Source organism: Treponema ruminis (assembly GCF_014201975.1).
GTDB classification, from domain to species: domain Bacteria; phylum Spirochaetota; class Spirochaetia; order Treponematales; family Treponemataceae; genus Treponema_D; species Treponema_D ruminis.
Genome location: NZ_JACHFQ010000002.1, coordinates 104,569 through 121,698 on the forward strand (window position 1 = coordinate 104,569; position 17,130 = coordinate 121,698).

3 protein-coding genes are annotated in these 17,130 nt (G+C 41.4%); 2 read left to right on the forward strand and 1 reads right to left on the reverse strand.

Annotated features, from left to right (window positions below; genetic code table 11):
- Window positions 1-99: 99 nt before the first annotated feature.
- A complete protein-coding gene (locus tag HNP76_RS03020; RefSeq protein WP_184657368.1) occupies window positions 100-14,319 on the reverse strand; it encodes an Ig-like domain-containing protein in 14,220 nt (4,739 codons plus the stop codon).
- A 420-nt stretch (window positions 14,320-14,739) separates the two neighbouring features.
- Here HNP76_RS03020 and HNP76_RS03025 point away from each other — a divergent pair, with 420 nt between their 5' ends.
- Window positions 14,740-15,696 (forward strand): Rpn family recombination-promoting nuclease/putative transposase, encoded by a 957-nt coding sequence (locus tag HNP76_RS03025; protein ID WP_184657370.1) that lies wholly within the window; start codon window positions 14,740-14,742, stop codon window positions 15,694-15,696.
- 380 nt (window positions 15,697-16,076) lie between these two features.
- The gene (locus HNP76_RS03030; protein WP_184657372.1) at window positions 16,077-17,057 is read left to right on the forward strand and encodes an Rpn family recombination-promoting nuclease/putative transposase; all 981 of its coding nucleotides are present in this window, start codon (window positions 16,077-16,079) and stop codon (window positions 17,055-17,057) included.
- Window positions 17,058-17,130: the final 73 nt, after the last annotated feature.

Below are 17,130 nucleotides of genomic sequence, written 5' to 3' on the forward strand. Positions count from 1 at the left end.
AGCTTTTATCAGGCAAATCTCGATAATTTAAAAAAACAGGGGGAAGCAGTATGAAGATTTTTATGCTGTTTCCCCCTGTTTGCGTTTTTTAGGGTAAGCTTACTCGTCGAGCCATTTACCGAACTCGAGGTTTGTACCGAGGTAGCCGACTACAGGCTTGCCGCTCGAGTCGAAGTCGAGACAGACAGCCCTGAACTTGCTGTCTCCACCTTGCGGAGGTGTGATGGCAGGAACCGTCATGTATTCCCATTTGCCTGTTGTATAACCGTTAGAATCAACACCCTGAATATCTTTCTCATCTGCAGCTGCAACTGTATTTTCAGAATCTGCAAGATATGCAAGTTTGATAGAATCCCTGCTTCCTGTTTCTGTTGCATTATAGTATGCAATATAAGGCACATAACCATCAGTATTATTGCCCTTTACTTTAATTGATGTCCATGTACCGACAGAGAATGCCTGATCTACTTTAATCGTTTTCAAAGTATTGCTACTATAACTTGGCATGTACATATATACCAAGTCAGAGTCGGTTGCATCAGAAGCCGTAATATGGATTCCACCTAAACCATCAATTACCATTGAAACATCGGTTCCAACATAACTTGGGAAAGTTACGTTGGCAGTACGCCAGTTTGGAGTTGGCGTAATTGATGATCCGTTGATTGCATTGCCAGAATAAATCATTCTGAGTCTTCCCTCTTCCATATCGTAATAAACGATTATAACTACACTTGAAGTTCCAGGTGTTACACCAATATCAAGATATTTTGAGCCTTTCCATGATGCATAAGTCGTACCTGATGGTCTAGCAACTATACGACCGTTAGTATTTTTTTCCTTCAGATTTGTTTTGATACCTGTTTCACCCAGAGAATACCAATCAGTATTAGTATTTGTCGATTTTATCTGGAATGTTCTGAAAATAACATCTTTTGTTTCCGTATTATCATCATAATACGCCATATAAACACTTGTATCAGCGGTAGTAGTAGAATTTGCCTTGGCAACCATCTTGATATTCTGATAACGACCAATCAAATTTTTTCCACCATAACTTATAGCCTCAAGTGAAACAGCATTATTACCAGTTTTTTCTGCCCTTTCGATGTAGTAATATGTTTTGTTGTTTTCTTTATAACTCATGTTGGACCATCCAGTACCATTACCCCATGCACCTGTATAAGTATAAAGCTCGTTTCCATTTGGATGCCAAGTATATTTAGAAGCGAATTTATCATAAACAATCGTCATGGTTGCATCAGCATAATTGAATGATGTAGCATGAATATATTTACCAACAGAATCTTTAGCCATAGCCATCTGGTCCCAGCTCATACCGCCAATTAAGTATTCAATACTACTTTGGTTGCCTGTAGTTCCAGAATACTTTGCTCTTTGCGGTTGATATCCAGAAGCAATTTGACTACCACCATAAGTATCAATTGAAGACTCTTCCGTACCGTTCAAATCAACAAATCCGAATACAGGATCGTTTCCTTCCATAATCATATTTGGATAGTACGCATTTTTCTTTTCCGTATCCTTCATGTCAAAGAACCTGAGATATCTGTCGTCCGTGAGTGTAACGTTCTTTGTCGTGTAGAAGTCAGCTTCGTTTACGCGGTTCGGCATTGACTTGTAATCATTGATTGCAGGAGTTTTATTTCCACTAGAATTTTCATTTCCAGTTAATGCGAATTCTCCGTGTGCATCGTTGTTGTTGATGTTGTTGAGCGCACGTACATTGTTTGAGAATACCTCAAGATAACCGGACTTATCAATGTTGGTGTTTGTAATAGTGAAACTTGTCGTACCTGTAACAGTGCCAGATCCGAGTAGTTTAACAGTCGCGGCTGATGTTGATGTCGCTGAGGCACCAGAAGTGAGGGAAGTGTCATATGCCACAGTTCCCTCAGTTGATTTTTTATTTGCAATCATTGCTTTTATCGAGCCATTCTTGAAGTTAAATCCCTTGACCGTAATCGTATTGCTGGAATTGTTTGCGAGAATACTGTACTTTCCACTAGCCGAACGGATATTGCTGTTCTTCAAGCCACTTGCAGTACGAATTTCTGTCTCAATTCCCGTGATATAAGGAACGACATCCATGCGGTAGTACGATGTATAGAGTTCATCACTAGGTTTATCGCCGTCCATTTTGAGGGTAATTCCGTCTGCTTCGTATGCGTATTCTGTGTTAGATGTGCCTACCGAAGAGTTCTGTGTTTCTGAGCTTCCGCTTGCATCCACAGCCTGTACGATAAGTTCACAGTCTGCTGCTGCCACGCTGGCAAATGCTTCAGTATTTTCTGTATCCAAAGTCAAAACCCAGTTTGCCGTGTGACCGCCCTGATCAAGAGAGTCTGAATCAATGTAGAATTCATAGCCGTCTGTTCCAAGAGAGCCATTCTTTTTAGTTTCTTTTGCCGACCAGCCTGTTCCCGCCGTATACGTTGCAAGAGTTTTATAAGCACCAGCAGTTGAGCCGAATTTAAATCCGCTCATTTTTACCTGTACGGATTTGAGCATCTTGTTGTCATACAAAGTACCGGTAAGAACAACTTTTCCGGAGACTTTCGGATCCTTATCAAATTCACCAGTTCCATTGAATATAGAATCCGACAGGTCTTTTTCAAGCTCAATGTGTCCGTTTTCATGTTTGTTTTGGTACAGGCTGTTGTTGCTTTCACTGTTCCAATAGAACGGTCTGATTTTTGCTTCTGGTCTTACATTATCCACAAGGGCAAGGGTAAGGTCAGAGATATGGAGAACACAGTTCTGGCTGTCTATGCCAGCCTCTTTTTCTTCCGTGCTGTCCCAGAATGTGAACGAAGCATTTACGCCTGTTTTATTTCCGTTTGTCGCAGAAAGATTTCCTGTATCCTCAAGACCTGCAACCTGCTTGCTTGTAAGAGTAAATCCCAAAAGACTAGTATCTGTCTCTTTATTGTTGTAAATTACGGTTCCGATTCGATTTGTTGAAGTAATCAATTTCGTAATGAAATCTGCACCTTCCTCAGAACTTACTTTAGCATTTGAGCTTGCTCTGATTCCTGCTCCTGTTCCACTGCTTGGAACGGCGTCAGTCGTGGTTGCCCCATTCTTATAAATAAGAATAATGTCTCCATTTCCACCTACAATTTCTGGGATTACAGCAAGTTTATCCTTAACCTGGAAGGCAGCTTTACTTTCGTATTTTGAAGTTTCGATTGAAACGGTAGCTTTCACTTCAGTGTTATCAATTCCATGAGAAGCGTTTGCATTGTAGAGGTTATAAGCTACAAATTCATCTTTTGCCCAGATATTGTTTGAGTTCAAGTCTGTTCCGAGGAATACTTTTGCAAGTCTAGGAGCTGAGTTCACGACATTGACTTCATATGAAGTTCCGCTAACATTGCCAGCCTTATCGAATGCAAGAACTACAAGTTTTGCAGGACCGTCAGGCATATTTGTTGAGTGAATTGTTGCGTTCCATGTAAAGCCGTTTGTCTTAGAGCCACTTACTTCTTCTGGCATTCCATCCCCATCGTCACTATTAACTGTGAAAGGATTTAAAGAAACAGAAGCATTTTTTTCTTTTCCTGTGTTGTCAACGACCTGTGCATAAGGGAAATAAGCTATTGTACTAGTGTCAGATGTGACACCTGTGCTTGTCTCAAATTTTACGGTCGTTCCATTTACAGAATCAATCTTTCGCAAAATACCGCCGACTTCTATCAATCCGCCTGCACGAATATGTTTGTTTGAGGCAAGAGAAGATGAGGCTTCAAATGTGTAACCGTCAGCTTTCATTGTTCCAGAAACTGCAAGAGCCCAGAGACAGTAAGAATGTGTATCATCCTGAGTGAATGTACGCTTTGTGAGAATCGGCTTAGTAGAATCATCAAGGTCTTTTCCAGATACAGTTTTCGTTTCATACAAATAAGCCTTTGAGCCGGCAGTACCTGTATCACTTGATGATTTTACCCACAAAGGATCGAGAACCGTCTGTCTTCCATAAGAAGCACCTTCCCTGACAAAATAGAATACAGCACTTTCAAATCCAGAGCCGTCTTCATCAACTTTGCCGCCGAGGATAAATGTGTAGTCGGAATCTGCAATATTATAATTTGCAGTAATTTCCGGCGATTTTTCACTGTCAGAGCCGTTGAAGACTTTCTTAATTTCAGGAGCCTTATTGTCAATATTAAGGTTGTAAGTTGCGTTGATTGTGTGTCCGTTTGTTTCGGTATCAGTAACACTTACAGTATACTTAACGTTCGAAGCACTTATGTCGACAGGAATAAAGAGAGTCTTAGAAACATTTACAATCGGATTTGATTCAGAGGCTGCAGTTCCAGTAGTATCGATTGAATCATCTTTATACCTGTAGGTCTTTACGGACTCAGTATATTCCCCTTCTTCAAGAAGCACGCCGCCCTTCTTAACCGTATATCCATGAATTGAACTTTCATCATTAAGCTCAACCGTAAGATACCAGTCGCCTTTGAGATACATTTCACTTTCGTACTTTCTTATTGCACTGGCATTTGTCAAATCTGTCGAAATATCTGATCCACTTGCAAACTGGCGCAATGTTGCAGTCTGTGTTGGTGCAGTCGCATCAACGTCTATATAGTATACCTCTGACCAGGCACCAACTTTTCCGTTTGAGTTGATTGCACAGGCTCTGATGGCAATTCTTCTCGTTTTTCCAGAAGCTGGATCCATTTCGCTGTTTTCGTTAAGAGAAATATTCCATGAAGTTGTTTTGTTTGCTTTTACGCCCCACCAGTCAGATGCTGCAGTTGAATCTACAAACAACAGGTTATGATCTGCGTCGAATCCCAAATCTGTTTTTGCAGAATCTTTATCATAAACTGTGTAGCCATAGCCGCCTACGTTTATTTCACCTTCTTTATTTACAGCATTAGAGACTGTTGTTTTGTCACTACTGTCGAATTTGAAAATTCCATCCGAATCAGCTGTTGCAATCTGAAGATAAACGGCTTTTACAGAAGCTTCTGCAGACGCATCAATTATTGAGCTTCCTGTAACACGAATTGTTCCACCCAAAACAGTTCCTGCAGAGGAAGTTCCTGTTTTATCCGGGTAACTGATTGAAGTTCTAGGTCTGTCTGCATCAGGATTATGCTTGATTGTGTAATCAGTTTTTATTGTGTAATTTCCAAGCTCATCCTCGGAACGAATATAGAATGGCAGAGTGTAAACTCCATCATTAATGCTTTTTGCATAGCTATTGGAATCATATTTTCCGATTATATCAGAAGCAAGTTCGAATGCCCATGAAGATGCCGTTGATTTTGAGGTGTAACCTGTATCAAGCCAGGCTGCCGTAGTACAGAGTGTTGATTCTGATGTACCTTGCTGCTCAATTGTAGGAATGAGCCACATTGTCGAATGTGTTTTAGAGCCACCAACATCAGTAGATGTACTTGAAACAGTTACAGTTCCAGTAACTTCTTCCATAGGATCTGGGCTTGGTATTTTGATTTCAGGTCCAGAATTATCAACCGTAAACGTAATGTTTCCGTTACCAACGAGACTGAGTTTATCATAAGGAATCACCTTGAGAGTTATACTTCCAGTATCAATGCCAGCGAGAGAAATAAGTTCTGTTGTCCATCGCAGTCCCGGAACAGTAACTCCGTTAACCGTGAAGTCCTCGACAACTGAAGTTCCACTTTGTGTGTAATTAACAAGTTCTGTATTTCCCAAAATTGTTGCAAGTGCATCTGTTCCACTTGCAGGTGCAGTCGGACGGTATTTATCCGTTACGGAAGTTCCATCCTTCTTGTAGCTTACTTCAAGCGTGATTCCAGCGATACCGCTAGCGTCATTTGCAGTGATTTCAAATTTAACTTTCTGCTTTTTAGTTCCGCCAACTGTGTAGCTGGCACTGACAGTTTCTAACTGGTCATAAACATCCGTGCCATTTAATTTTATTGGATTACCATTGTCATCTACCTTAAGTCCACCGTTCGCGGTTATTCCATCAGCCTCATATGCCAGAGCCAGAATATCACCTACAGTCGGAGAATTTGAGTCTGAGTTGTAAGAGAATTCTTTTGCACAGGCAGTATTACCGGCATTATTCGGTGCTGTATAGAATAGTGTATCTTCGCCTACACGGATTTTCGGTAAACCGAGATATGTTTTAGTCGAATCAGTTGTATTTGTGTAAGTCGTATAGAATTTATTTCCAGCCGTATCCTTAATATAGACATAGATTTTCTTTTCACCATCTACGTTTTTACCCTTATTATTATCTTCTTCCGGAGTGAATTTTACAGTTGGAAGCTGATTTGCATCCGTAACTCCTTTTGCAGTTTCTCCTGACGCACCTGTATAAGGAGTTTCAGAAATAACAACTTCTGCAATTCCATCATCATCACTTACCGTTGCGTTAAGTTGAGATTTCGTTCCATACTTAAGTGCGAAGCGTGGCTCTGAAGCTTCTCCCAAGTCTGTGATGTTCGTGATTTTGAGGATTGGTCTGTCTGAATCCTGAGAAACTATTACTGTCTGTACAGAAGAATAGCCTGGATTACCGGCCCTGTCCTTGGCCACAGCCTTGAGATAATATGTTGATTCGTCGTCGAGTTTGCTTGTGTCAAATCCGCTTATTGTGAAGGTGTAGTTTCCAGTGAAAGCAAGATTTTCCATTGATCCTTTTGAATCTTTAGTGAGACTTGTCCATGAAAGGGCATTCTTCTCAGCATCAGTCAAATTCTCAAACTCTTTAGCTTTGCCATTAGTGTTAAGCGGAGCCTTAACATACTGAATGCCGGTAACAGCGATTTCTGGGAGTACGTTTTCGTCGGAAATTGTACCGGTCAAAGAAATTGTTCCGTTAATCTGAGTACCGTCGTCATCAGTGCTTGCATCAGTTGGGGCTGTGAGTGTCACTTTAGGAGAAATTCCATCCATAATAACAGTTGCGATTGACTCTGTTGTTTTATTGCCAGCCTTGCTTTCCGAACCTGTTGCATCTGTTACAATTGCAGAGACTGAGAAGTTTCCGGCACTTACACCGTTAAATACGGCAGCGTTATTAACTTCAACTTCCCACTTCCACAATTTTTCGTCATAAGTAATTGTAGACTCTCCGCCATCATTTGTAATCGTTTCTTCTCCTGTCTTGGTAACAGTGAGGCTTCCGTAAGTTGTGTCCCCTTCTTTTATTTCCTTACCATTTACTGAAATTACAATGCTTGACAATCCGGCATGGATATCCTGGGCTGTTCCAGTGAGCTTAGGAAGGGTTCCTTCTCCATTTGAGTAAAGGGTTTCTGTTGTCTGTTTTGTAACAACTGGTGGAGTTGTATCGATATAAATATAGACTGGCGTATAGGCTTTTTGGTTACCAACCCTATCATAAGCCGTGAGTATAACTTCATTATACTCATTATTGACTGTTCCTTCCCGTGAAATAAATTCACTGAGATTTACAAGGAATTTTTCTTTTCCGGCATCAGTTCCTGTAAGAACCGTCGTTGAGAATGAGCCTGTTGACGCATCACTTGCAGCTTTTCCAGCCTGAATGATTTTGTAATCAATTTTTTCGATTCCACATCCATTTTCAGTCAATACGCCAGAGAATGGAAGAAGGGAATCTTTATACCAGGTGTGAGTTGAGGAATCTGTATAAGCATAAGGCTTATCATTGATTTTGAAATCAGCATCACTCCAAGCAGGGAAATTTTTATCGAATATAATTTCAATTTCCTTAGAATTTTTAAGAATGTTGCCGTCAGAATCTTTAACGACGAAAGGATTGCCTGCCGTATCGGTAACTTTCAAAGATACTGTTACGCCAGTTCCAGTGAATTCTGAAAGGTCAAGGCCGTCAAATGAGAAAGTTCCAGTGTTCTCAACAGGCTCGATATCACCACTATAGCCAGGAATTTCAAGTTCTACCTTAGCTATGCCGTAATTGTCCGTTGCGACACCTTCGATTTTAAATGTTCCTTCACTTGGATTTACAAAGTATTTATCTTCGTTTTCATTAGGTTTGTAAATCTTATATGTAGAAGAATTATGTGTAATCTTGACACTTGGGATTTCAGGTGGCGTAGCATCCTTCTGAATAGTGAATATGCTCTGAGGCCACTGATTGCCAGCCCGGTCTGTTACGGTTGCTTTTACAGAATAGACTGCAGTACCAAGCTCAGTCAGGTCACTCGAACTGATTGTTACATCCCATGTTCCCGATGTTGTCAAAAAGCCTGCGTTAGGAGACGGAGAATTTGAATTAAGAGAGAAAGATTTTACTGTTTTTTTCGTATTATTATTTACGAGATCAAGAACAATAGTCTTAACTCCTGAGAAATTATCAGAGAATGTTCCGTTAAGGTTAAGATCATCAGAGCCATTTGTAAGCAGCTGACCAGACTTCGCTGACTGAAGTTCAGGTGTTTCAGTATCAACATTGAGCGTGAAGTTGCTGTATTCTGTTATTGAGCCGCCATAAACGACATTTACAGAATCAATGCTTGCGTTTCCGACATTATCAACAGCAACAAGAATGAGGTAGTTGTGTCCGTCCTTAAAGCCTGTGAACGAATTATCGTAGTTTGTAGTAACTGTGGCATAGCGCTTCAGAGAATCTGTAACACCATCCTGACCATAGCAGGTACCAAAATCTTTTACATAATTTTCAAAGATTGTTCCTGAACCATTTTTCTTGCTTTCGTCATTTCCAAGCAAAGCTACTAAATTACCATCAGTATCATAAACCATGTCTTTATCACCGATGGAAGTATATGCAATGCGCTTTTCTTCTATTTTATTTGCACGGAAGTAACCGTTATTGTCATCCTTGTAATTTTCAAGGAATTCTGTGGCAATACGGTTAAGACCTTTTACAGTAGTTTCTCCTGTTACGGTTGTATCTTCCTGAAGGATTTCTTCCGTACCGGCAGAGATGACCTTATAATAAATCATGTCAACGCCACTTTCTCTGTCGGAAATATGGCCTCGTACGCGGACAGTCTGATTTTTGCCATATGAGGTCGGAGAATACTTACCGCCAATGTCTTCATCAAGGGCAGTATCCCAAAGATTTGCCGGGATTTCGCCTTCAAATACACCGGGTTCAATTTCTGCAACTTTCCAGTTGTTCAAATCACTGATACGGAAGAAAATATCCTTATTGCTCTTGTCAATTGCGTGGATTCCCTTTGGTGGAGTGTTGTCAAATTTAACGACGAGAGGGAATTCTGTTACGTTTTGGGCATTATCCGTAGCCTTAATCTTGAGGTTTGCTAGGCCTGTACGGCCAGTGAAGTCAATGTCTGTAATCGGCAGAGATGTAACTTCCTTAAGCGGTGTTGTAGACGAGCCTTCATACAATCCGATTGTTTTGATACCGGAAGTCTGATCCATAATTGAGCCATAAATAGAGAATTTATTGGCATCGTTGTTATGAACATAATATGTATCAATTTCAGTAGTAGAGTCGGCTTCCTTTTCCTTTGTTTGATAAACACTGTATTTTTCGCTTGTATTCGTAAGGCTGATATTAGTGATTACAGGGTAATCTTTATCAACATTGATTTTGAAAATAGTCAATGTTGTCTTATTTCCAGCGCCATCAATAACTATTGCCTTTACAGAGTGAGGCTTACTTTCGAGACCTGTCAATCTTGCAGCCGGGATTGAGGCTTGCCATTTAGCATAGGCCCCCTGCTCTGCCGTAGCAGTTGAAGTTGCAGGAATTGCCTCGCCCTTTCTATTTGTGTTTCCGTCTTCATACAATTCAAGTTCAACACTTGCGATTCCAGATGAATCATCCGTAGAAGTTCCAGTTACATCAATCGGTGTTTCTGTATTTGAGAACTGTGAGCCAGTAATGTCAGATTCAAGAGCCGGAGCTTCTGTATCAATGTAAATTTCAACAGTTGTTTCTTCGCTCTTGTTACCAGCCTTATCAACTGCAGTGAATTTTACGATATTTGCTACTGTTCCAGATTCGTTTACTTTTCGTTCAAATTCACCGAGGTTTGCAGAGAAGCTTTCCTCACCTGTGAAATTGCCGTCCTCGTCAGTTACCTTTGTTGTTCCGAATGTTTCTGTAGTTCCGTTTGTTTCACCAGCTTTGATAACAGTATAATCGACGTGATCGATTCCACTTCCTTCTTCTTTATACATTCCTGCAAATGGAAGAGAACTTGCCTTGTACCATGTGTGGTTAGTTCCAGATGCATATGGAGCTTTATTTACCTGGAAGGAATCTGCATCCCATACAGGTTTCTTTGTATCCACCACAGTATTGTAGTTCAGTGTGCCTGATTCACGGCCAGCAAGGTCTGTTGCGTGGATTTCGAATGTCCATGCGCCGTTGTTTGTGTCTCCTGATTCAATTTGGATTGTGAATGTGCCGGATTTTTTGTCTTCGGCAATTGTTTTTGTGAATGTGTAGCCCTTGTTTCCACTTGCGATGTCTGCACCGTCAAGTTTTACCTTGGCAATGATTTCATTGAGTCCGTAAGAATCTTCGGCTTTGCCTGTGATTGTGAGTGTCTCCCCATTCTTGACGTACTGAGGTACGCTTGCAGGAGCTGTTTTTTCGATTGCCGGTTTGCCGAGGTCAACCATAATTCCTTTGACCAGTGTACCGGCTTCTTCGCTTGGAGTTGTAGTGTTGCCTGCGGCATCTTTACCCCAGACTTTGTATGCGAAGTTTGCACCTTCCGTGAGAGGAATATAAATGTTGAATGTTGTTTCGGCGGTTGATTTTGCAGTGCCCGCTACAGTCTGAGTTGCGCACCACTTTGGCTCACCGTTTTCAACTTCTGTTGCATAAGCGTAGTAAAGTTCGCTTGTTCCTGTGCCCTGAATAAGTTCAGTAGTTTCGCCATTGACAACTGTCTTTTCATCACACCAGCTTCCGCTTACAAGATAGCGGTTTACCTTTACGCCTTCAATTTCCTTTACGTTGTAGTTTGAATTTGATTCAAGAATCTTTTTGCTACCGGTGAAGTTTTCGTCTTCATCTGGATTAAGTTTGATTGTCGGAGCCTCTTCATCGATTCCGAGGTTTGCGATGATTGTAGAGCTTTGTCCGTAGGCGTCAATTGATGTAATTTCAAGCTTGAAGTTAGTGCCTTCTTCCGGCATGGTGGCAATTTTACCAGTCCAGTTGTAGACTTCGTTTACAGGTGTTTCTTCGTCAATTACAGCATCTGTGAGTTCAACGAGAGGTGTTTTCTTTTTGTCACCGAGCTGGTAGATAAAGCCGGAAATTTTTGTTCCCTTCTTTGAGACAGTTCCCTTGACTCCGCCGTCAACGCCATTGCTTCTTGAGACAAAGGCTCCGTTCTGAGGATTAGAGAGGCTGAGGCTTGGAGCACCGGAATCCACCGCAATATAGAAGGGGCCGATTTCCTTGACTCCATACGGTTCGCTTGCGTCTGTCATTGCATCTGAGCGGATGAAGTCTCGTGCGAGGATTTTTACCTTGTAAACGCCTTCGTTTTCCGGGAGAGTGCAGTTGACTGAAGCCGAAGTTTTATTCGGTGTGGCCGTATAGAATGGGATTTCCCTGCCGTTTTCGTCTTTTTTGAAGTCTTTTCCATCTTCTGCGATGAAAATTTCATATTCAACTACAGAATCATCATCACTGAATGAAACAGAGAGCTTGTTGTTGTTTGTCGTTCCGAAAAGGTTGTGCTCATAGGTGAGGTTATTTTTGTTCAGGCCTTCGGTATCAACGCTCAGAGATTTTTGAGTTTCTCCATCTTTGTAAGAAAGTTCTGCGTTTCCGAGTGTGACTTTCGGGCGGTTTGTTTCCTGATAAATGTAGAAATCTTCGCCGTCATTGCTTTCGATTGAATTATATTCGCCAACGTTACCGACATTATCGATTGCGCGGAAGACGACACGGGCTTTTATCGGCTGATCTTTTGTAATTTTTCCTGTAGCAAGGAAGTAATTTGTGACAAGATCAGTGCGGATTTTTTTGTCGAGAGTACGGATTTTGCCCAATTCACCGTCAATTGAATTTTCTACGCCGAGTTTTGTATAGAATTCCTTAATTTCCCCGAGGACTGAGTATTTTTCATCAGAAAGATCGGCAGTCAAATCTTCACTTGCGCGGACGTCGTATGTTACATTTTCAAGATTGACTTCGTTGATGCTTCCCTGAATTAAGATTGAAGAGTTGATGAATGTGTAATTCTTATATTCTGAATCCTCGCCGAAGTATTCCTTGCCGTAAACAAGCGGAGAAACTGAAGTGATTTGTACGACCGGCTTTGTAGTATCAATATGAACGCTGCGTGACATTTCATAAGAAAGGGCTGAAGTGCCTGTTACCTTGATGTTGACGTTGTAGAGGTACATGAGGCCTTCACTTACCGCCATGATTTTCTGATAGGCTTCACCGCAAAGTGATGGGATGAAAGTCCAGATATTTGTATGACTTTCTTCGTCATAAACACAGCTCAAGCCGCCATCTTTTGTCCACTTATTATTTGCATCGCCCTTGATTGTAACCTGAATTGAGTCAGGAAGTTCCTTTCCAGAACTTTCATCAGAAACTGTGAGTGTGGCAGTGATTTCCCGCAAAGTCATTCCGGCATTGTTCTCTGTAGCCGTACCCGTAAATACGAGTTTGTCAGTCTCTGAGCCTTCGATATATTTTGAATTTGCGAAATATGCAAGGTCTTTTGGTGAAGTGAAGCTAGCGCTTGGCGGAACGGCAGAAACCGTACCGATGAAACCATAATTCTTTGTCTGAGAAAGCTTGATTCCGTCCTTATCACAGCCTGTTACAACGATTGCATAGTAAGCGTTGGCTTCAATGTAGTTGCTGGCAGGAAGTTCTGTTGAAAGGGTTACGGTTTTGTCAGACGGAGTTGGATCCTGAGAATTGTCGAGAAGGAGGTTCCAGCCGTCGATTACGCTAAGCTGGGCCTCGGCTTCTTTTTGAGCGGAAGAATCAGAAGATTCATTTGCATTTGCAAGGTCAATTTCAAGCTCGCTGACTTTTGTAACGAGATTTGCAATGCTCTTGTTGAGGGTATCTTTCGTGATGTGGGCTTTATCGGCATCAATAATCTTTTTGATGTAAACTTTGAGGCTCTTTGGATCGATGTTAACCTGGTCAAGACCGGCACTTACGATAATTGTAAGTGGCTGCTCACCCATGGCCTTGTTGGTGCCGGTTGCGATTGCAGTGCCAGCTTCGTTGTAATTGAGGTTAAAGCCCGAAATATTGTAAGTCGGGTCAGCATTTGGATTAAGGGAGAATGAAAGAGAATCATCTTCCATATTAGTGGTGTCTTTTGCGAATTTATTGAGCGCAGCCCGGACTTTTTCTACGGTAACGTCAGTAGCGATACCCTTACCCGCCAATGATGCGTCGGTAGCAGTTCCATTCAAGACTGAGCGGAAGTCGTTTGCAGAAAGACCGGCACCCTTCTTGGCACTCATGTAGTCCTCATAAATATCATCATAAAGATAAACGACAGAAGTTGAGTTGCCGCCTTCTACGCCTCCGTCGCCAGGATTTTTGTATTCCTTTGTAGAATCAGCAATTGTGATTGTGCAGGAATAGATTTTGTTGCCGGAAGCATCTGCATCACCGACATTATAAATATCATTGTAACGGGTATTTAACTCATCGATGCCGCCCTCAATATAGCGGGCGATGGTGACGCTTGTACCGCCAGTTGTGGAAATATCCTTTTCAGAATATGGCTCAGCAACGAGATTTCCATCTTTGTCGTAAATTGTAATGTCCATAGAAGCAATGCTGTGGTCGTCGGCGATTGTACCTTCAATGGCAAAGAGAGAACCGTATTTTGAAATGGAATTTTCTGAGAGGAAAGTTTTGCGGTTGACGCCAGGTTTAGTGATTACAAAAACAGGAGGCGTGTTGTCAATCTGGAACTGACGAGGAATTGTGCCGGATTTTCGGCCGCTCCTATCCCAGGCAGTTACTTCGAGCTTATAAATACCATCAGGAAGCTCAAAACCGGAATCAGTGGATTTATTGACTTCCATGCTCCATGTGAGGGAATCTTTAATATCAGCCAGCGATGTGCCGTAATCCTTGGTACTGCCATCTTTTTCAAGTTTTTTGACAGAAACCTCAATACGGGTAACGCCTTTATCATCGGAACAAGTTCCCGCAAAGACAAAAGAGCCTTTGACGTAAGCATCATCAGGAGGATATGAGATGGAGAGCTCCGGAGGAAGTGTATCAACGGTGGAACCAAGACCAGCGTCTTCACCGCAGGAAATAAAAGCGAATAAAGAAAGACTTGCCAATACACCTGCAAAAAGTTTTTCAAAAAAGAATCTTTTCATGTAATACTCCGATAAATATATTTTTATATTTATTAAGACAAAAATAGATTTTGCCTTGCCTATATTTACAATTTAATAGCCTTCAAATCCCCAAAAAATAAGAGATTTTAGAGCTTTTAAGATACTTTTTGAAAATTATAGTTATTCTTAAATTAAGTATAAACCCTACCTTAAAAAAAATCAATGTAAATTTAAGTTATTTTTAATTTAAAGGTCATAAGGTGCGAATGGGCCAGCAATCATCGACATCCATAAGGATGTGGCAGATTTTTTTGTAATTTTCTGACTTTTTTCACTCCGCATTGCCGAAAATCGATTTTTTTTGGAAATAAATATGTGTAGGAAAAAGAGAGATTCGTGTTCCGCTACAACACTACAATCTTTCTCCTGCGAAAAATTTATTTCCAAAAGAGGTAAAATATGACCTACCAGATTATTGTCGGTGACGAAATCAAAAAAGAAGCAGCCCAGGCCGTCGCCCAGGGACGACTGCTTAACCTTAAGAACGACATCGTGTTCAAGTCCTTTTTCTCGAAAGAGTGCAAGGAGTCAACCTACTGCAGGAACAAGATGCTTTCTTCTGTGATTGGTCGAAAAGTCAGAGAAACAAAAGTCCTGAATCCAGAACTGCTTCCGAGCAGAACAGACGGAAAGTTCCCGCGACTGGACATCCACTGCAAGCTGGAGGATGGTAGCGAGGTGGATGTGGAGATACAGAATTCAATGTATCAGGACGATCAGATCAAGCGGTCAATCTACTATGCGGCTACACTCACGCACAATTCCTTAAGTTCAGGCGAGCCTTACAGTTCCCTAGCCCACATCTACCAGATAATGTTCATGGATTTTAAGACAATCGAGGACAAAAAGCTCCATCACGCCTACACATTCAAGGAGCGGGACGACCACACCGAGTTGAGCGACATCGTACAGATTCATTACATAGAGCTTCCTAAAATCAAAGAGCTTTTTGACAAGGCGGCCTCAGAGTTGTCAGAACTCGAATTTTGGTCTATTCTGATAATGGCAGGAGAAAACGAGAAAGCAAGGCTTCTGCTCAATAAGCTTACCAAAATGCAGGAGGAAATGGACATGGCGGAAGCACTTTTGAATCAAATGAGCCGGGACCAGCAGGAATGGGAAAACCAGATCGGCTACGAGAGATTTGTCCATGACTGCATATCAAGAGAAAAGTACGCTTTCATGCAGGGCGAAAAGCAAGGAATCCAACAAGGTGAACGCATAAATGCACTTGCTAATGCAAAGAATCTGCTTTGTATGAATCTTGGAACTCCAGAACAAATTGCAAAGGCAGTTTCCCTGCCGCTGGAACAGGTGCTGGCGCTAAAAGATGAACTTTCAAAAGAATTACTGTAAATACACAATTTTATTGCAATGAATGAATTCTTTTATTGCTGTAAATTATCTCTTTTATTTCAATAAAGGAGATTGTTCATTGCCGTAAACGATTACTTTTATTGCAATAAACGACTTTATATACGGCAATAAAGATTTTCTTCTATTGCCGTCTTTTTGTTTGCAAAAGGTACGGCTACTATATAAAATCCACGTCGTAAACAAAAACTCCTCTAACCCACAAAAAATCTTTTGTAATTTTCTGACTTTTTTCACTCCGCATTGCCGAAAATGCATTTTTTTTGGAAATAAATATGTGTAGGAAAAAGAGAGATTCGTGTTCCACTACAACACTACAATCTTTCTCCTGCGAAAAATTTATTTCCAAAAGAGGTGAAAATATGACCTACCAGATTATTGTCGGTGACGAAATCAAAAAAGAAGCAGCCCAGGCCGTCGCTCAGGGCAGATTGCTTAACCTTAAGAACGATATCGTATTCAAATCCTTTTTTTCAAAAGAATGTAAGGAATCAACCTACTGCAGAAACAAAATGCTTTCCGCGGTGATTGGCCGCAAAGTCAGAGAAACAAAAGTCCTGAATCCAGAACTCTTGCCTAGCCGTACCGACGGAAAGTTCCCGCGACTGGACATCCACTGCAAGCTGGAGGATGGTAGCGAGGTGGATGTGGAGATACAGAATTCAATGTATCAGGACGACCAAATCAAGCGGTCAATCTACTATGCGGCTACCCTCACGCACAATTCCTTAAGTTCTGGCGAGCCTTACAGTTCTCTAGCCCACATCTACCAGATAATGTTCATGGACTTTAAGACCGTCGAGGACAAAAGATTGCATCATACGTACACATTTCGTGAAAGGAAAGACAACACCGAGCTGAGCGACATCGTGCAGATTCACTATATTGAGCTTCCAAAAATCAAAGAGCTTTTTAGCAAGCCGGCCTCAGAGTTGTCAGAACTCGAATTTTGGTCTATTCTGATAATGGCAGGAGAAAACGAGAAAGCAAGGCTTCTGCTCAATAAACTTACCAAGATGCAGGAGGAAATGGACATGGCAGAAGCGCTTTTAAACTCAATGAGCCGGGACCAGCAGGAATGGGAAAACCAGATCGGCTACGAGAGATTTGTCCATGACTGCATTTCCCGCGAGAAATACGCCTTCATGCAGGGCGAAAAGCAAGGGATTCAACAGGGATTACAACAAGGTGAACGCATAAATGCAATTTCTAATGCAAAAAATTTACTTAAATTAAACAAACTTTCAGCCGAAGAAATCGCATTATGCTGCTCATTGCCGTTGGATCAGATTCTTGTTCTAAAAGATGAACTTTCTCGGGAAACCGTGTCTTCTGCACAATAATCAACTACGCAATTAATGTCTGTCGCCGAAAAGACGGCGAATAAAAAGAAAACCCGCCACAAAATGTTTCGAA